The sequence below is a fragment of the Glycomyces sp. MUSA5-2 genome (genome assembly GCF_037034145.1).
Lineage (GTDB): Bacteria > Actinomycetota > Actinomycetes > Mycobacteriales > Micromonosporaceae > Glycomyces > Glycomyces artemisiae.
This window is the reverse complement of record NZ_JBAGKG010000001.1, coordinates 893,429-911,436: the sequence shown is the minus strand read 5'-3', so window position 1 is coordinate 911,436 and position 18,008 is coordinate 893,429. Positions and strand designations below refer to the sequence as shown.

The following is an 18,008-nucleotide window of genomic DNA, read 5'->3' as shown; positions in this document are numbered from 1 at the left end:
CCCGCCCCCGCCCGCGCCGACTCGCGAAGCGAAAACCGCTGCGCCCGGCGACGTATATTCATCTCATGCCGCCACTCGACGCCTCTACGTTCACGGTCGGGGTGCTGGGGCCGCTCGCGGTCGGGACCGCCGACGGGCCCGTCGAGGTCGCCGGGGCCCGGCTCCGCGCGCTGCTGACCCGCCTCGCGCAGAGCGCGGGGCGGCCCGTCGCCGCCGAATCGCTCGCCGCGGCCGTGTGGCCCGAAGACGGGCCCGCCGACCCCGCCTCCGCGGTCCGATCCCTGGTCACGCGCCTGCGCCGCCTCCTGCCGCCCGGCGCCGTCGCGTCCGTCCCCGGCGGGTACCGCCTCGAAGCCGACCCCGAGGCCGTCGACCTGCTCCGCTTCGAACGCCTCGCCGCCGCGGGCCGCCGCGCGCTCCGGGCCGGGGACCCCGCCGCCCGCGGCCTCCTCGCCGAGGCGCTCGGCCTGTGGCGCGGCCCCGCGCTCGCCGACACCCCCGACGCGCTCAGCGCGATCGCCGCGCTCGAAGAGACCCGCCTCGCCGCCGTCGAGGACTGGGCCGAGGCCGAACTCGCCTCCGGCGCGGCCGCAGCCGCGCTGCTCCCCGCGCTGGCCGAGGCCGCCGTCGCACACCCCCTCCGGGAACGCCTGCACGCCTTGTACTTCCGCGCCCTCCTCGCCGCGGGCCAAGGCGCCGAGGCGCTCGCCCGCTACGACGCGCTGCGCCGCCGCCTCGCCGACGAGCTCGGCGCCGACCCCGGCCCCGACCTCCAGGCCGTCCACATGCGACTCCTCGAACCGGCGCCGCCGAAGCCCGCCCGCACCCGCGGCAACCTCCGCGCCCCGCTCACCAGCTTCGTCGGCCGCGAACCCGAGCGCGCCCAGATCGCCGCCGCCCTCGGCAACGCCCGCCTCGTCACCCTCTGCGGCCCCGGCGGCGTCGGCAAGACCCGCCTCGCCACCTCCGCCGCCGCCTCCACCGCCCCGCCCGGCGGCGCCTGGATCGCCGAGCTCGCGCCCGTCACCGACCCTGAGGGCGTCGCCCGCGCCGCCGCGGAAGCCGTGGGCGCCTTCGACACCGACCCCGCCGAGCGCCGCGCCCCCGCCGCCACCCTCGAACTTCTCGTCGAGGCCCTCGCGGGTCGGCCCGCGCTCCTCGTGCTCGACAACTGCGAGCACCTCATCGACGCCGCCGCCGACTTCGCCGACCGCCTCCTCGGCGCCTGCCCCGACCTGCGCATCCTCGCCACCAGCCGCGAACCGCTCGCCATCACCGGCGAGACCGTCTGCCACATCGGCCCCCTCGGCTCCCAAGCGGCCCAACGGCTCTTCGCCGACCGCGCCGCCGCCGTCCGCCCCGGGTTCACCGTGGACGAAGCGAACGCGGCGGACGTCGCGGCCCTCTGCGACCGGCTCGACCGCCTCCCCCTCGCCATCGAGCTCGCCGCCGCGAAGCTCCGCACCCTCGACCTCCCGCAGGTCGCCGACCGCCTCGGCGACCGCTTCCTGCTCCTCACCGGCGGCTCCCGCACCGCCCTCCCGCGCCACCAGACACTCCGCGCCGTGGTCGCCTGGAGCTGGGACCTCCTCGAACCGTCCGAACGGGACCTCGCCGAGTCCGCCTCCGTCTTCGCCGGGGGCCTCTCCATCGACGCCGCCGAATGGCTCGGCGCCTCCCTCGACACCCTGACCTCCTTGGCGGACAAGTCGATCCTCCAGCCCACCGGATCGGGCCGCTTCCACATGCTGGAGACCATCCGCGAGTACGGCCAGGAGCGCCTCGCCGAGACCGGCCGCCTCGTCAAGGCCCACGAAGCGCACGCCGCCTACGCCCTCGAACTCGCCGAGGCCGCCGAGCCGCACCTGCGCGGCGCCGACCAGATCGAGTGGATGCGCCGCCTCGACGCCGAACGCGGGAACCTCCTGGCCGCCTTCCACTTCGCCGTCGGCGGCGGCGACGCCGACACGGCCGTGCGCCTCGCCGCCGCCATGTGCATCCACTGGCTCTACGCGGGCGCCCGCCCCGAGGTCACCGGCTGGCTCGACGCGGCGCTGGCCGTCCCCGGCCCCGCCCCCGACGAATCCCGCGTCGTGGTGCAGGGCATGGCCGTGATCAACCGGATGATGTGCGGCACCTTCCAGACCGACGGCATCATCGAGGAGTTCGACGCCGTCGTCCGCGCCGCCGCGCCCTACCCCGACCATCCGCTGCTCGTCCTCGCCGAACCCCTGCTGCTCATGTTCATCGACGAGCACGACGGCGGCTTCGCCTGCATCGAGCGGCGCATGGCCCACCCCGACCCGTGGGTCCGCTCCGTGCTCTGGATGCTGCGTGCGCTCCTGCTCGAAGACCGCGGCGAGATGACCGAGATGCGCGTGGACCTCGGCCGAGCCGCCTCCGGCTTCCGCGACACCGGCGACCGGTTCGGCCTCTACCACGCGCTCAACTGGCTCGCCCAGATCGGCCTCATGTTCGGCGACCTCGAACCGGCCGTCGCCGCCCTGGAGGAGTCCATTGCGCTGCAACGCGAATTGAGCCCCGGGGCCGCCGCGATCCAGACCCGCACCATCCTCGCGAGCGCCCTGATCCGCGAGGGACGCAATGACGAGGCCCGCGAGGCCCTCGAAGCGGTCATCGCCGAGGCCGAGGCCGACCGGGACCACCCCTCGGCGGGCCGCGAGGCCCTGTTCGCCCACTTGGGACTCGGCGACCTCGCCCGCCTCGAAGGGCGCCTTGAGGACGCCGAGCGCCACTACACCGTCGCCGACGGGCTGCGCGAGGACCAGTGGGTCATCGTGCCTCCCCAGTGGACTGCGCTGATGTCGCGGGCCCGGATCTTCACCGCCCTCGCCCGCGACGACCAGGAGGGCGCCCGCCGTCTCCTCGCCGAGTCCTTCGACGCCGCGCACTCGGCGCTCGACATGCCGGTCCTCGCCAAGGTCGCCATCGCCGCCGGGTCGTTCGCGGCGGCCGGAGGCGATGACACCGCCGCGGCCGAGCTCCTCGGCGTCGCCGACGAGCTCCGCGGCGCCCCCGACCGGTTCGACGTCGACGCCGCGATCCTCGAACGCGCCCTTCGCAAACGCCTCGGCGCCGAGCCCTTCGAGGCGGCGGCGCAGCGCGGCCGCGCCCTCGACCGGGACGCGGCCCTCGCCCGCCTGGAGCGGGCCTGCAAAGCGCGAGAGCCGGACCCGGAGGCCCGGCGCTCGCGCGGTGTTTCCCAGTTGGATTAGTCCCGATCCCTCTGCGCCCCTTGCCAGACGCAGGGATCAGGTGCGCCGCCGGTAGGCCGCGACCGCGAGCGGCGCGAACACCGCGATGATCCCGGCGATCCACGCGAGGGTCACCGCGACCGGCGTGGCGACCGGCCCGCCGACCATGAGCCCGCGCGCCGCGTCCATCGCGTACACCGACGGGTTCACGTCCATCCACGCCTGGAGCCAGCCGGGCATCGACGCGGTCGGGGTGAGCATGTTCGTGCCGAACGTCAGCGGGAACGTCACGATGAACGCGATGCCCTGCACCGACCCCGGCTCCTTCATGACCGCACCGAGCAGCAGGAACACCCAGCTCAGCGCGAACCCGAGCCCGATCGCGAGCAGGCACGCCGCGAGCGCCCGCGCCGGGTCGGTCTCGATCCGGAACCCGAGCAGGTACGAGAACCCGAGCAGCACGACGATGGTGACCACGTACCGGATCGCGTCCCCGAGGACCGCGCCGATGAGCGGCGCGGACCGCCCGATCGGCATCGACCGGAACCGGTCGAACAGGCCGCTCTTGAGGTCCGTGGAGAAGTTCGTGCCCGACTGGATCGACGCGAACAGCGTCAGCATCACCATCAGCGCGGGCACGAGCGTCTGGAGGTACGCGGCGGTGTCGCCCGCGAGCGCGCCGCCGAGGAGGAACCCGAACATCGCGGTGAAGATGATCGGCTGGAGCGTCACGTCGAGCAGCTGCTCGGGGTTCCGCATGGTCTTGACGAGGTTGCGCCAGGCGAGCGCGAGCGAGTGGCGCGCGAGCGCGAACGGGCGCTTGACGGCCGCGGCGTCGAGGTCGGGCGCGGCGGGTGCGGTGAGGACGGCGGTCATGCCGGCACCTCCGTTTTCTGGTCGTTGCTGCTGGTGACGTGCCCGGTGAGCTTGAAGAACACGTCGTCGAGGTCGGGGAGGCGGAGCGCCAGCTCGGTGACGCCGATCCCGGCGAGCGCGAGCTCGGCGACGATCGCGGTGAACACGAGCTCGTTCTCCGCGGGCACGGCGAGCACGCCGCGCTGCGGCGACTCGGGCTCGTGCCCGGTGAACTTCCGCAGCAGGCCGGCGACGGCGTCGAACGTGCCGGCCTCGCTGGGCCGCACCACGATCGACTGCCCGCCGACGATCCGCTTCAGCTCGGCGGGCGTGCCGTGCGCGATGACGCGGCCGTGGTCGAACACGCTGATCGCGTCGGCGAGCGCGTCGGCCTCTTCGAGGTACTGCGTGGTGAGCAGGACCGTGGTGCCGTCGGCGACGAGCCTGCGCACGACGCCCCACAGCTCCTCGCGCTTGACCGGGTCGAGCCCCGTCGTCGGCTCGTCGAGGAAGACGGTGCGCGGGCGGCCCATGAGGCTCGCGGCGAGGTCGAGGCGGCGGCGCATCCCGCCGGAGTAGGTCTTGACGGTGCGCTTGGCGGCGTCCGTGAGGTCGAAATCGGCCAGGAGCTGCTTCGTGCGGGACCGGATCTCGCTGCCGCGCAGGTCGAGGAGCCTGCCGATGAGCTGGAGGTTCTCCATCCCGGTCAGGTCGTCGTCAACGGACGCGAACTGGCCGGTGAGCCCGATCCGGCGCCGCACCTCGTCGGGGCGGCGCGTGACGTCGATGCCGTCGACCCGCGCGGCGCCGCCGTCGGGGCGCAGGAGCGTCGCGAGGACGCGCACCATGGTGGTCTTGCCCGCGCCGTTGGGCCCGAGCACGCCGAGGACGGTGCCCTCCTCGGCGGCCAGGTCGACCCCGGCGAGGGCGGTGAAGTCGCCGAAGCGCTTGACGAGCCCTTCGGTCTCGAATGCGGTGGACATGCGGGTTTCCCTTCGAACCTTGTCGGTTGACGGAACCCATGGTTCGCGGCCCGCATGTCATCGGCGGTGCACGCGCATGTCACCCCCGCACGCGCCCGTGTCAGACCCTGACGAACGGCCTGGTCAAGTGCGGTGTCGCCAGGTGGAGCACGGCGTCGGTCGCGAGGATCGCCTCGCGGGAGCGCTTGGCGGCGGGGCGGTCCATCTCGTGGGCGTATTCGAGGGCGGGGTGGGCGAGCTGGATGGCGTGGACCAGGAGGTCGCCGGTGACGACGGCGAGGTCGCGGCCCGATTCGACGAGGACGCTCTGGTGGCCGGGGGTGTGCCCCGGGGTCGCCACGACGCGCTCGCCGGTGGGCAGCAGGGTGTCGCCGTCGAGGAGGCGCAGGCGCTCGGCGCCGAGCAGCGGCGCGATGATCTGGCCCTCCAGCTTCGGGTTGATCGCCTCGATCGCCTCGAACTCCTTGCGCTGCAACAGGTACTCGGCGTTCGGGAAGTAAGGGTGCTTGTCGTCGCCCACCACGGCCCAGCCGATGTGGTCCGAATGCAGATGGGTCAAGACGACCCGGTCGACCTCGGCCAGGTCGATCCCGGCCGCCGCCAGCTCCTCCGGGAGCCGCCCCGGCACCGGCGTCCACGAGGCCGCCGGGGCTCCGGCCGGACCGATCCCGGTGTCCACCAGCGTGACGCCCCGGTCCGAGCGGATCGCGAAGGCCCGGAACTGGAGCACCCACTCGCCGTTCGCGTCCACCGCATCGGGATCGAGCGCGTCCGCGTCCGCCCACTGCTCCGGCGTCGCGTCCGGGAACGCCTCCGCCCGCGAGGAGAGGAACGGCCCCACCCCGTCGGTCAGAGCGATGATCTGATGCGACCCGAGGTCCAGCGTTGGCGTCATCCGCATGATCCTGCCACACTGGTGTCGCACAAGCCACGATCAAGGGGAGGCGCGATGGCGCGCGCAGCGGTCACCGGAGGCAGCGGCAAGCTCGGCAGGGCGGTCGTCCGCCACCTGGTCGAGCACGGCTGGGACGTCGTCAACCTCGACCGGCGCCCCTCGCCCGACGGCCACGAACCCTACTCCCAGATCGACCTCACCGACTACGGTCAGGCCGTCGAGGCGCTCACCCGCATCGACGACCGCTACGACGGCGTCGACGCCCTCGTCCACCTCGCCGCGATCCCCGCTCCCGGCCTGCAGCCGAACTCCGCGGTCTTCCGCAACAACATGCTCACGAGCTACAACGTGTTCGCCGCCGCCCGCCTCGCCGGGATCGACAACATCGTCTGGGCCTCAAGCGAAACCGTCCTCGGCCTCCCCTTCGAGACCCCGCCCCCGTACCTCCCCGTCGACGAGGAGTACGCGCCCCGCCCCGAATCCACCTACTCCCTCGTCAAGACCATGGAGGAGACCATGGTCGACCAGTTCTGCCGCTGGAACCCGGACCTGAAGGCCACCGGCCTGCGGTTCTCCAACGTCATGTACCCCGAGGACTACGCGAAGTTCCCGTCCTTCAACGACGATCCCGCACTGCGCCAATGGAACCTCTGGTCCTACATCGACGCCCGCGACGGCGCGCTGGCCGTGCGCCTCGGCCTCGAACGCGAGGGCACCGGCAAGGAGGTCTTCGTGATCGCCTCCCCCGACACGGTCATGACCACCCCGACCGCCGACCTCGTCGCCGCCCACTACCCGGACCTCGAACTCAAGCGGCCCGTCTCCGGCCACGAGACGCTCCTCTCGATCGACAAGGCCCGCAGGCTCCTCGGCTACGACCCGAAGCACACCTGGCGCGACCACGTCTGAGCCGCCCCCTGCAGGTGGCCGTACCTCCATATAGTGGGCGATAGGGCCCGCCCCTCGGGCCCGTCGCGCACCCGGGGAGACCGTCCATGGGACACAACGGCTTCCAAGTGAATACCTCCGCCCTCCGCGAGACGGCCGCCCAGCTGCGCGCACTCGCCCCCGAGTTCGACGAGGTCGCCTCCTATGCGGCTGAAGCGGACCCGCCCAAGTGGGCGTGGGGACCCGCGGGCGTCGGGCTCGCCGGGAAATACGAGGACGCTGCCGCGCGGGCGGGCGCCGTCCTCGGCAGGCTCGGTCCGGCCCTCGACGGCCTCGCTTCCGGCATCGAAGGCTCCTGCGGCGACTACGAGGACGCGGACGGCAAGGCGGGCATCGACTTCGGCGCGATCGTCGACCTTTTCCGCCCCGGCCCGGGCCCCGGCACCGGCAGCCACCCTGGCCCCGGCCCGGCCACGCAGCCCGGTCCCGGCACCGGCTCCCACCCCGGCCCGGGCCCGGCCACGCAACCGGGCCCCGGCACCGGCGGCGACCCGCGAGGCAGCGACGGCGCCTATCCGAGGACCGCGCCGTGACCGACCCGATCGACATGTCCGACAAGCCCCGCCACACCGGCTGGGGCAGCCAGACGAGCGCCGAGGGTGACACCGGCTACGGCATCGACGACCTCGTGCGCGCCCGCCGCGACGGCGACCCGTACTACAAGCGGATCAAGAACATCCGCGACCAGCTCGACGCCGGGGATGAACCCCTCGACCGGCTCTTCGACGGCGACGCCAGCCACGACGACCTGCTTGTCCTCGCCCAGTCGCTGGTCGCGCTGTATCTGCAGATGTCGGAGATCGTGGACCTCGCCTACGCCAACTACGACGGTCCCGACCCCGCCTCCATCGCGGGCGAGGTCGCGAGCATGGGTCTCGACATCCTGCTCGCCGCCGCCCAGCCGCTCCAGGACGCGGTCGGCCTGGCGCTGTGCAACCCCGAGCGGCTCGGCCTCTCCGCGACCATGTGGCGCGAGACCGAGGCCGCTCTGAACACGTTGTCGCAGCATCTCAGCGGCGCGGTCGCCGACATGCTCGATGTCCAATGGCAAGGCGCCGCAAGGGATGCCGCCGTCCAGCGTCTTGCCGAGTACCAGGACGCCGTGTTCACCGCGCGCCTCGTCGCCGCTCTCCTGCAAGAGCTCATGGAGCGCACCGCCGAATTCGCGCAGGCCCTCAACAACCGCGCGAAGACCCTCTACGTGGAGTCCATCATGGATGCCGTCAGCCTGATCTCCATGATCCTCGGGAACCCCTCGTCCGTGGTCGACGTGCTGCTCTCCACCCGCAGCAAGCTCACCCGGCTCGCCTTGGACATCGTGAACACGCTCCTCGCCGCCGGCCGCATCTACGAGGCCCTCTCCCTGCTCACCGACAAGCTCGCCGAGGAGTTCGAGAAGACCACGGCACTCCTCGACCGCCTCGCCGCCTGCCGCTGATCCGGGCCGCGTGCAACCTTCGGGCGGTTTCGGCGCATCTATTCTGATGTCCCGCCTCCCCGTCGAAGGGCCACGCCATGCGCCGACCCGCACTCGCGCTCCTGTCGCTCCCGCTCCTCCTGACCGCTTGCGGCGGTGAGGAACCCGTCGAAGTCACCGACGAGGACATCGAGGCGATCGAGCAGAGCATCGTCAACATCTCCACGCTCAGTTGGGAACTGGTCCAGGCGGAGTACCGCGTCGGCTCCATGTGCATGCAGGACGAGGGCTACACGGTCCACGACCCGCTTGCCCTCTTCGGGAACGCCGTCCCGAACCGCTTCACCGGCTTCGCCTCCCCGTACGCCCGCATCCCCACGGTCGAGCAGGCCGAGAAGTTCGCCTTCGGCGACTGGGTCACCTGGACCGACACCGATGCGGCCCTTGAGATGCGCGAGGACCCCGACTACCTGGCCGCCCACGCCGAGGACCAGGGCTACTGGGAGCCCGCCTGGGACGCCGAGCACGAGGAGTTCGAGGCCCAGGGCGAGGAGTACACGGTCGCTTGGGAACAGGCGTGGAAGGGCCCCGAGCGCTACGAGTACGACCAGGCGTTCGAGGAGGCGATGGAGTCCGCCGGGGACCCCGCGGAGATCGATCTCGAACAGCCGCCGTTCGGCGGTTGCGAGCTGGAGACCATCGAGACCGTCTACGGCGAGCCGGAGAAGCGCGAGTTCGACGACGGCTCGGTCGCCTGGCTGAAGCCCGGCAACGATGAGAGCCCGTTGACGCAGATCGGCGACGGCGAGATCTACGGGGAGATGCTCGACGAGTACGCCGACGAGGAGGACGCGTTCCTCGGCTGCCTCGCCGACCGCGGCTACGGCGAATGGGAGTTCAGCGAGATCGGCTGGCTGGCGACCGACCAGTACACCACCGTGAACCTGTATGGCGACACCACGATCGCCTACGAAGGCGACGAGCGCGTCGAGGTCCCCGAGCTCCCCGACGGCCTCGACACCACCGACCCTGTGGCCGCCGAGTTCGCGATCGCCCTCGACTTCGCGCAGTGCGCCGAGGACTCGGGCCTGCGCGACGGCTCCGAGGAGCTCTATGCGCGCCTGTACGTCGAGAGGCTCATGTCGAACCAGACCGAGATCTACGCCCAGGAGCAGCAGGTCAAGGACCACCTGGCGAACGCCCAGGCCTACATCGAGGGGGAGTAGGGGAGCGGCCGGAGGGGCGAAAGGGGAACGGCTGTCGGTCCCCCGATCTACGATCGGGGGCATGGCCGTACCGTTCAAGATCTGCATCGACTGCACCGACCCGCACCGCCTGGCCGACTTCTGGGCCGCCGCGATGGACTACGTCGTCGAGGACCACTCGGCGCTCATCGCGGTGCTCCTCGAACAGGGGGTCGTCACCGAGGAGCACACCGTGGAGGTCCACGGCCGCAAGGGATGGAAGACCGCCGCCGCGGTCCGCGACCCCGAAGCGCCCTTCGACCCGGTGCGCGGAACGGGCAAGGGCATGCGGCTGCTCTTCCAGGTCGTGCCCGAGCCGAAGACCGTCAAGAACCGCCTCCACCTGGACCTCCACTACGGCCCCGACGACTACGAGGCCCAAGCCGACCGCCTCGAAAGCCTCGGCGCGACCCGCCTGGGCGCCTACGACGAGGACGGCGCCAAGTGGATCCTCATGGCCGACCCCGAGGGCAACGAGTTCTGCTGCCACGCCTGAGCACCGGCGGCGGCCTCGCGGCCGCCGCCGACGTCGCCCGCGAGCTCGCGACCACGGGCTGAGCGGCCTATCGCGCCGACCCGACCGGGCGGTAAATTCGTTCGCGGAACCAGTAGAAGGTGAACCGCGATGCCCGAACCAGACCCGAACGTCCGCCTCTCCAACGCCGAACGCGAGGCCCTCATCGCCCGGCTCCAGGCCGCCACCGAAGAGGGCCGCCTCGACCTGGACGAGTTCGCCGAGCGCTCCCGCGAGGTCTACGAAGCGAAGACCTACGCCGAGGTCGAGCGCCTCCTCACCGACCTCCCCGCCGAGGACCGCGCCCTCGCCGTCCCTAACCGCGCCAAGGTCGGCGGCGGCGCGCCCGACCTGGAACTGAACCCCTCCCACTCGCACGTCAAGCGGCAGGGCGAATGGCGGGTCCCGGCGCGCATCAAGGCCAAAGCGGCCCACAGCGCGATCACGCTCGACTGCCGCACCGCCGTGTTCACCGCCGCGGACATCGACCTCGACGTCGACCTCCGGCACTCCAAGATCACGCTCATCCTCCCGCCGAACGCCTCGGCGATCGACGAGGGCGTCGACCTCCACGGCGGCGCGGTGGTCAACCGCTGCCACTCGGCCTCCGGCGGCCCCAGGTTCCACATCTCCGGAAAGAACGCGTGGAGCAAGGTCGTCGTGCGCCGGGAACGCCGCTTCCTGTGGTGGCCTTGGTAAGACCCTCCCAGACCGTCCGACCGCTGCAGCGGCGTCGCCGAGTGATCGGCGGCGCCGCTTTCTGGTGTCACCCGGTCCAGTAACGGGTTGTTCACTATTTGCCATGGGATGTCCCTCGAATGGCGTAACTCGCGCGCCCGAGGCTCGTTAATCACGACATCCCTTTCCGATCCACCCATTCACATCCATTCCCACCGATTCCCACCGGTCGCGCCGTCCCCACCGGCGGCGCGCTCAACTCATCGAAAGCGAGAAGGACCATGAGCACCATGGTTGTCTGCGTCCCGACCGTGCAAGCGGCCAGGGCCATATCCGCAAGCGCCTCCCGCATGGGCCAGGCGCTGTCCGTCAGGACCGTCGACTGCGCCGCGTCGCTGCTCGTCGAGCTGCGGCGCAAGTTCGTCGAGACCGCGATCATCGACTTCCGCCTGGCCGCGCCGAACCCCGTCATCTTCGCGCAGAACCTGCGCTCCCGGTTCCCGCAGACGTCCCTGGTCATGTGCGGCGACGCCGAGCCGCGGATCGCGGCGATGGTCGTCGCCGCGGGCGCGAAGGGGGTGCTGCGGGCGCCCTCGCCGGGCGGCGACGCGCTGCTGGTCGCCTTCGCGCAGGCGTACCAGTTCGCCTGTCGCGCAGCCGCGGAGGCGAAGGAGGTGATGCCGCGCCAGCGCGCGGGCCGCGGCGGCTCGCTGCTGAGCAACCGCGAGCTGGAGGTCCTCTGGGCGATGTGCGAGGGGATGACCAACGCGGAGATCGGTGCGCGCCTGCACGTCTCGGAGGACACCGTGAAGACCCACGCGAAGCGCATGTACGGGAAGCTCGGGGCGAGGGACCGGGCGCAGGCCGTGGCGCGGGCGTTCCGGTCGGGCCTGGTCGCTTGAGGGGCGAGGGGCCCGGTTGGCGGTTGACTACCGAGCGTCCCTGCTGCGATACTCGGCAGCTTCCGGACCTCCGGCAGAAACGAGGCGATGCCCATGGCGCTCAATGAGGAACACCGCGAGGAGTGGTTCAGGATCCTGGACGGCTACCCCGACGACCAGAAGCCCGACCCGGAGGACCGGCTCGCCGTCGAGACCTCGTGCTCGGGGTTCCTGGGCAACATGTGGACGCGCGCGACGATGCCCGAGGTCCAAGGGGTGTCCCTGGCGGAGCTGGAGCTCGTGTTCGTCCAGTTCTACCTGGGGCGCCCGGGCCCGTTCTCGGCGGCGATGCTCGCGGCGATGACGGAGCTGGCGGACGCCCCGGGTGGGCGGCGCGCGGCGGTGAAGGCCCTGGAGCGGCTGGAGGCGCTGGGGGTGTCGCCGCCGTCGTGGTACGGCGAGGACATGAAGCTCGCGGAGTGCTGGAAGGCCGGCGACGTGTACGGCGACCAGTTGACGTTCTTCTGCGCGTTCCATGCGCCGAGCGGGGACCAGGCGCTGTCGTTCACGGTGGACTACTCGGAGTACCACTTCGACATGGTCGTGGACTGCGATGCGACCGACGACGTGGAGCGGCTGCTGGCGCTGCACCGCGAGCGGAACGGGAAGTCGCCGGACCGGCTGTTCCAGCCGGTGGAGGCCGATCCGGCGGAGGTGTTCGCGGGGACGCGGCGGGCGCTCGACGACTGGGACCTGTTCTGCGTCGAGGGCGACGCGCGGCGGCTCGCACCGCGGTTCCTGATGCTGCGGGAGCTGTGGCGCTCGCGCCTGCGCGCGTTCCCGCAGGTGGAGCCGGAGGAGGTGCGGCAGCCGACGGACGACGAGCTGTCGCTGTTCGCCTCGGGGTTCCTGAGCCACATGCTCGGGAAGCTGATGCTGGAGGCGGCGCATTTCGAGGCGATCAAGGAGCTGTGCTGGTTCCATGCGGTCAACGGGCCCAAGGTGAGTCCGACGCGGGCGTACGTGTTCCTGGAGCGCTGGATGCCCGCGAAGTTCGAGCCCGACGACCCGGTGGTGGAGGCGGTGCGGGAGCTGTTCATCCCGTTCCTGCGCTGGACGGCCTCCGCCACGGACCTCGACCCGGCGGCGTGGCCGTACCTGAAGTTCAAGGCCGAGAAGTACCTGGGGGAGTTCCCGGGCTGGTCGTCGAAGGACCCGGACGTGGCGCGCCTTCCGCGCCCGCGGTCCCTCTGAGGCCGGACCGCCCCCGGACCCCTGACGCGCGAACGAAGGCGGGCCGCCGGAGCGGCCCGCCTTCGGGGTGTTGGGAGCGCGGTTTCCGGTGCGCCTAGCGCTTGTTGAACTTCTTCTTCGAGATGGTGTAGCCCAGGAGCGCCAGGCCGATCGACCATGCGGCCGTGAGGATCAGGTCGGAGCCCTCGACCGGGTTGTCGAACAGGAGGGCGCGGACGACCTCGATGAACGGGGTGAAGGGCTGGTAGTCGGCGAAGTACTGGATGACCGTGGGCATCGACTCGGTGGGGACGAACGCGGAGCCGAGGAACGGCAGGAGCATCAGGATCATCGGCGTGTTCGACGCCTCTTCGACGGACTTGGCGCTCATGCCCATGCCGACGGTCAGCCAGGTGAGGCCGAAGGAGATCAGGGCCAGGACGCCGACCAGGCCGAGCCAGCCGAGCGGGGTCGCCTCGGGCCGGAATCCGATCGCGACGGCGACGGCCAGGAGCACCGCCATGCACAGGAAGGACTGGAGCACCGAGGCGATGACGTGTCCGGTGAGGACGGAGACCCGGGCGATCTTCATGGTGCGGAAGCGGTCGACGATGCCTTCGGTCATGTCCATGGCGACGCTGATCGCGGTGCCCTGCACCGCGGCGACGATCGCCATCAGCAGCATGCCGGGTGTCAGGTAGGTCAGGTACGCCTCGCGGCCGCCGGTGGGGCCGCCGAGGCCGTCGCCGATCGTGCCGCCGAAGACGTACACGAACAGCAGGAGGAAGACCACCGGCATGCCCACGAGCATGACCGTCAGGGACGGGTAGCGCAGCATGTGCTTGAGCTGGCGGTTGAGCATGGTGGAGGTGTCGGAGACGGTGTGCGCGAGCGTGCTCATCTGAGTTCTCTTTCTCGGAGTTTCGGTCTGGGGCGGGGGTTACGCGTCGGCCTTGGCCTGGCCGGTGAGGGACAGGAAGACGTCGTCGAGGTCGGGGGTGTGGACGGTGAACTCGTCCACTTCGATGCCCTCCCGGTCGAGGGTGTCGAGGATCTTGCGCAGCGAGTCGACGGACGCGTCGGTGGGGACCTGCACGGTGAGCTGGTCGGTGTCGAACGAGCCGGCGTCGAGGACGCGGGCGGCGTGCTCGACCTGGTCGGCGCGGTGGAGGCGCAGGCCCACGTGGCCGCCGGGGATCAGGCGCTTGAGCTGCTCGGGCGTGCCCTCGGCGACGATCTTGCCGCCGTCGAGGACCGCGATGCGGTCGGCGAGCTCGTCGGCCTCTTCGAGGTACTGCGTGGTCAGGAAGATCGTGGTGCCGCCCTTGACGAGGTCGCGGATGATCTGCCACATGGTGCGGCGGCTGCGCGGGTCCAGGCCGGTGGTGGGCTCGTCGAGGAAGATGATCTTCGGGTCGCCCATGAGGCACATCGCGATGTCGAGGCGGCGCTTCATGCCGCCGGAGTAGGTGGCCGGCGGGCGCTTGGCGGCGTCGACCAGGTCGAACCGCTCCAGGAGGTCCTCGGTGCGGCGGCGGATCTCCTGCTTGGGCAGGTGGTTGAGGCGGCCCATGAGCCGGAGGTTCTCGCGGCCTGTCAGCAGGCCGTCGACGGCCGCGAACTGGCCGGTGACGCCGATGGCGCCGCGGACCGAGTCGGCCTGGCCGGCCACGTCGAACCCGCCGACGCGCGCCTGGCCGCCGGAGGCGGGGATGAGGGTCGACAGGATGTTCACGGTGGTGGTCTTGCCGGCGCCGTTGGGGCCCAGGAGCGAGAAGATCGTGCCCTCGGGGACGGCGATGTCGATGCCCTTGAGGACCTCGTTCTCGCCGTACGACTTGGTGAGGTTCGCGGCTTCGATCGCCAGGGTCTTGGTGGTGGTCATGATTCCTTCTTTCGGGGGTATTCGCGGTGGTCTTCGGTTTCCGGTTCGGTGTCCCTCGCCGGGCATGTGAGTACTTTGGCGGCGGGCGCTGACACGGGGCTGACACGGCTCTGACGAGTCGGGCCGGGCGCTGTCAGGGGCCGCGGCGGCGGGTAGAGGGTGAGGATCAGGCCGAGGTCGAGCACGGGTCCGCCTCCTGAATAAGGGTCCAATGTGGACGTTCGAAGGGCAGGGCTCCGCCCCGGTGGCCTCAGGTGCGGATCGAGTCGAGGGCCGTTGCGGCCCTTACGGAGCGGTCGCTAGATGTCGAGGTCCTGGACGGGCGGCGCCTCGGCGCTGGCCGCGACCATCTCGTACAGCTCGGCCGGGATCTTCGCCTTGAGCTCCTGGAGCGTCTCGACCACTTCGAGGGTCGAGTCGCCGGTGTTCATCGCGAAGGTCTGCTCGCCGAGGCCCAGGAGCTTGCGCCAGCCGGTCTCCTCGGTCAGGTGCGTGTAGTCGGGGGTCTTCTCGGTGTGGAGCACGAACTTGCCGGACTTCGAGCGGTAGACGCGGAGGATCTCGGCCTTCTGGTTGTTCGAGCTGACCCACTCGCCGAGCTTGACCCCGGTGAAGCGCTGCCGCGGCCGGTTGCGGCCGGTGCCCGGGCCGACGCGGACGGTGATCTCCTCGTAGCCCTCCTGGCGCCCCTCCTCGGCGTCGACGTAGCGCCGCAGCGCGGTCGAGATGGCCTTGGACAGGTTGCCTCCGGCGAGCTCCTGCGCCCGGTTGTAGATCGGCAGGTCGCTGTCGGAGACGTAGATCGTCTTGTTGGGCATAGCGGCATCTTAACCTCCTTCCAGGGGTCGCCCTCGGTATACGCATAGACTATACGTATACGTAGAGATGTGCAAGCCCCGGTCCGGAGATTCACGCCGACCCTTCCGCGGGCACGCGAAAAGGCGGCCCCGCGAACTGTCGCGGAACCGCCTTGAGCTGCGGAAATCCTACATCCTATAGGATGCACGATTTCAGGGCCGGGATCAGACGCCCTTCTGCGCCGCCAGCTGCGTCAGCTGCGCCTTCACGGTCTCGACCACGTCCGCCGAGTCGGTGGGCACCGAGAAGCGGATCGTCGAGTTCAGGTCCGGGGCCAGCAGCTCCGCGGAGTTGTCCGCCGCGAACACCACGTCCGTGCTCGCCTCGCCGACCACGAACACGACCTCCAGCTCGCGGATGCGCTCGTGGAACTCGCCCTCGGTCGCCCAGAACTCGACCTCCTGGTAGAACGGCACCGTCGCGCCCTGGATCGTGCCGAGTTCGAGGTCCGTCTCCTGGAACGCGAACCCGAGCGACTCCAGCGCCTCCCACACCGCCTTGTGGACCGGCAGCGCCTCCACCGTCAGCCAGTCCAGGTCGCCCTTGTCCAGGGCCTGGTCCAGCGCCAGGTGCGTCGAGACGCCGAGCTTCATGCCGCCCACCAGCGGGCGCTCCTCCACGTTGTTGAACGGGGTCTCCCAGGGGACCTGCACCTCGAACGGGATCGGGTGCGCCGTGCCCTTCGCGAGGTCGAACTTGCCCGAGACCTCGGCCTTGAAGTAGTCGTGGACGGCGCCGGGCTCGTCCTCGCCCTTCGAGTCGTCCTCGACCAGGGCGGTGAACTCGATCTCGACGCTCTCGACGGAGGCGTCCACTTCGGCGCCGGAGATGCGAACCTCGCCCTTGAGGGTCCCGCCGGGGACGACGTGCTTCTCGTGCAGGAGCGTGTCGACTTGGATGCCACTACCGAGGATGGCTTTGAGCTTGCTGAAGACCATTGGGGCGGTTCCTTTCGGAGGATCGCGGGAACGTCGCGGGGGAACACGGACAGGGGGCAACCGCATCGTATCCCGGAAGCGCAGGCCACCGTGTGACAGCCACCTGATCCAGCGTCAACTTACATGGGCCGCAAAAGGAACTATTCGCCCCCGTGTCGCTGCACGACCGGGATCGCCGGATCGCCGGGCGACAGTTTCAGTCCCTCCCAAGGGATCGAGATGAGGCGCTGGCGCAGCAGCTCCCGCGACTCGTCCAGCGTCGGCTGGTTCACGAGCTCGCCGCCGCGGAACAGCGGGGTCTGGAGCGGCTTGTCGCCCGGCTGCGCGTCCGGTTCCCCCTGGGACACCACGACTTCCTCGACCGCGGTCCCGGTCGGCTTGTGGCGGCGCACCGCGATCTTGCGGCCCCCGTTGGTGCCCTTGTGCTCCGAGCGCTTCGCGACCGCCCGGCCCTCCACTTCGACGAGCTTGTAGACCAGCTGCGCCGTCGGCGCGCCCGACCCGACCACGACCGCCGTGCCCGCGCCGTAGATGTCCACCGGCGCCGCCGCGAGCGCCGCGATGGAGTACTCGTCCAGGTCGCCCGACACCACGATCTTCGTGTCCTTCGCGCCCAGCTCGTCGAGCAGTTCCCTTGCGCTCGTGGCCATCACGTCGAGGTCGCCGGAGTCGATGCGGATCGCCCGCAGCCGCGGGCCCGCCACCGCCACGGCGTTGCGGATGCCCTGCGTGATGTCGTACGTGTCCACCAGGAGGGTCGTGTCCGTGCCGAACGCGTCGATCTGCGCCTGGAACGCCGCCACTTCGGACTTGTGCAGCAGCGTGAACGCGTGCGCGCTCGTCCCCGAGGTCGGCACCCCGTACCGGCGGCCCGCCTCCAGGTTCGACGTCGCCGCGAACCCCGCGAGGTACGCGGCCCGGGACGAGGCGATGGCCGCCGCCTCGTGCGTGCGGCGCGACCCCATCTCCAGGATCGGGCGCCCGCGCGCGGCCGTGACCATGCGCGCCGCCGCGCTCGCGACCGCGCTGTCGTGGTTGAGGATCGAGAGCGTCAGCGTCTCCAGCAGCACGCACTCGGCGAACGTCCCGGTCACCGTGACGATCGGGGAGCCCGGGAAGTACAGCTCGCCCTCGGGGTAGACGTCGATGTCGCCCTTGAAGCGGTAGTCGGCGAGCCATTCGGCCGTCGACTGCTTGACGACGCCGCGGGAGGTGAGGTCCTCCAGGTCGCTGTCCTCGAAGCGGAAGCGCTCGATGGCCTCGCCGAGGCGGCCGATCCCGGCGACGACGCCGTAGCGGCGGCCGGTGGGCAGGCGGCGCCCGAACACCTCGAACACGCACGGCAGCGAGGCGGTCCCGTCGCGGAGCGCGGCCTCCAGCATCGTGTACTCGTAGTGGTCGGTGTACAGGGGCGTGCGGGGGAGCGTGACGGACATAGAGGTGAGCGTAATGCACCCCGGCCCG

17 protein-coding genes are annotated in these 18,008 nt (G+C 71.0%); 9 read left to right on the top strand and 8 right to left on the bottom strand.

All coding sequences use genetic code 11. The features are described 5' to 3' along the window. Positions 1-65 precede the first annotated feature (65 nt). Positions 66-3,236, top strand: a complete 3,171-nt coding sequence (locus WA640_RS04325; protein ID WP_335986265.1) for a BTAD domain-containing putative transcriptional regulator — start codon at positions 66-68, stop codon at positions 3,234-3,236. A 36-nt stretch (positions 3,237-3,272) separates the two neighbouring features. Here WA640_RS04325 and WA640_RS04320 read toward each other — a convergent pair whose 3' ends face one another. The 3 genes from WA640_RS04320 to WA640_RS04310 form a co-directional block, all read right to left on the bottom strand. Beyond that, a complete protein-coding gene (locus WA640_RS04320; protein WP_335986264.1) occupies positions 3,273-4,091 on the bottom strand; it encodes an ABC transporter permease in 819 nt (272 codons plus the stop codon). Beyond that, complete coding sequence (locus WA640_RS04315; RefSeq protein ID WP_335986263.1) at positions 4,088-5,053, bottom strand: ATP-binding cassette domain-containing protein; 966 nt, start codon at positions 5,051-5,053, stop codon at positions 4,088-4,090. Before WA640_RS04315 ends, WA640_RS04320 begins: the two co-directional genes overlap by 4 nt. Before the next feature lie 100 nt (positions 5,054-5,153). Further along, positions 5,154-5,948: an MBL fold metallo-hydrolase gene (locus WA640_RS04310; RefSeq protein WP_335986262.1), complete on the bottom strand. Its 795-nt coding sequence runs from the start codon at positions 5,946-5,948 to the stop codon at positions 5,154-5,156. A gap of 54 nt (positions 5,949-6,002) precedes the next feature. Here WA640_RS04310 and WA640_RS04305 point away from each other — a divergent pair, with 54 nt between their 5' ends. The 8 genes from WA640_RS04305 to WA640_RS04270 all read left to right on the top strand — a co-directional run bounded on the left by WA640_RS04305 (position 6,003) and on the right by WA640_RS04270 (position 12,884). Beyond that, the gene (locus tag WA640_RS04305) at positions 6,003-6,857 is read left to right on the top strand and encodes an NAD-dependent epimerase/dehydratase family protein (protein ID WP_335986261.1); all 855 of its coding nucleotides are present in this window, start codon (positions 6,003-6,005) and stop codon (positions 6,855-6,857) included. 86 nt (positions 6,858-6,943) lie between these two features. Further along, positions 6,944-7,429, top strand: a complete 486-nt coding sequence (locus WA640_RS04300; RefSeq protein WP_335986260.1) for a hypothetical protein — start codon at positions 6,944-6,946, stop codon at positions 7,427-7,429. Continuing rightward, positions 7,426-8,334, top strand: a complete 909-nt coding sequence (locus tag WA640_RS04295; protein WP_335986259.1) for a hypothetical protein — start codon at positions 7,426-7,428, stop codon at positions 8,332-8,334. The genes WA640_RS04300 and WA640_RS04295 overlap by 4 nt, the downstream gene beginning before the upstream one ends. Positions 8,335-8,411: 77 nt before the next feature. After that, positions 8,412-9,539, top strand: a complete 1,128-nt coding sequence (locus WA640_RS04290; protein WP_335986258.1) for a hypothetical protein — start codon at positions 8,412-8,414, stop codon at positions 9,537-9,539. Between the two features lie 61 nt (positions 9,540-9,600). After that, positions 9,601-10,053 (top strand): VOC family protein, encoded by a 453-nt coding sequence (locus WA640_RS04285; protein WP_335986257.1) that lies wholly within the window; start codon positions 9,601-9,603, stop codon positions 10,051-10,053. Between the two features lie 129 nt (positions 10,054-10,182). Next, a complete protein-coding gene (locus WA640_RS04280) occupies positions 10,183-10,770 on the top strand; it encodes a DUF1707 SHOCT-like domain-containing protein (RefSeq protein WP_335986256.1) in 588 nt (195 codons plus the stop codon). Positions 10,771-11,030: 260 nt separating this feature from the next. Next, positions 11,031-11,651, top strand: a complete 621-nt coding sequence (locus tag WA640_RS04275; protein WP_181245907.1) for a helix-turn-helix transcriptional regulator — start codon at positions 11,031-11,033, stop codon at positions 11,649-11,651. A gap of 93 nt (positions 11,652-11,744) precedes the next feature. Beyond that, positions 11,745-12,884 (top strand): hypothetical protein, encoded by a 1,140-nt coding sequence (locus WA640_RS04270; RefSeq protein WP_335986255.1) that lies wholly within the window; start codon positions 11,745-11,747, stop codon positions 12,882-12,884. Positions 12,885-12,978: 94 nt separating this feature from the next. Here WA640_RS04270 and WA640_RS04265 read toward each other — a convergent pair whose 3' ends face one another. The 5 genes from WA640_RS04265 to WA640_RS04245 all read right to left on the bottom strand — a co-directional run bounded on the left by WA640_RS04265 (position 12,979) and on the right by WA640_RS04245 (position 17,980). Next, positions 12,979-13,764, bottom strand: coding sequence for an ABC transporter permease (locus WA640_RS04265; protein WP_335986254.1), 786 nt, complete (start codon positions 13,762-13,764; stop codon positions 12,979-12,981). A gap of 39 nt (positions 13,765-13,803) precedes the next feature. Next, a complete protein-coding gene (locus tag WA640_RS04260; protein WP_335986253.1) occupies positions 13,804-14,748 on the bottom strand; it encodes an ATP-binding cassette domain-containing protein in 945 nt (314 codons plus the stop codon). Between the two features lie 299 nt (positions 14,749-15,047). Further along, positions 15,048-15,566, bottom strand: a complete 519-nt coding sequence (locus WA640_RS04255) for an EXLDI protein (protein ID WP_106366096.1) — start codon at positions 15,564-15,566, stop codon at positions 15,048-15,050. A 204-nt stretch (positions 15,567-15,770) separates the two neighbouring features. Then, positions 15,771-16,544 (bottom strand): sporulation protein, encoded by a 774-nt coding sequence (locus tag WA640_RS04250; RefSeq protein ID WP_335986251.1) that lies wholly within the window; start codon positions 16,542-16,544, stop codon positions 15,771-15,773. A 140-nt stretch (positions 16,545-16,684) separates the two neighbouring features. After that, positions 16,685-17,980, bottom strand: coding sequence for a nicotinate phosphoribosyltransferase (locus tag WA640_RS04245; RefSeq protein ID WP_106366098.1), 1,296 nt, complete (start codon positions 17,978-17,980; stop codon positions 16,685-16,687). Positions 17,981-18,008: the final 28 nt, after the last annotated feature.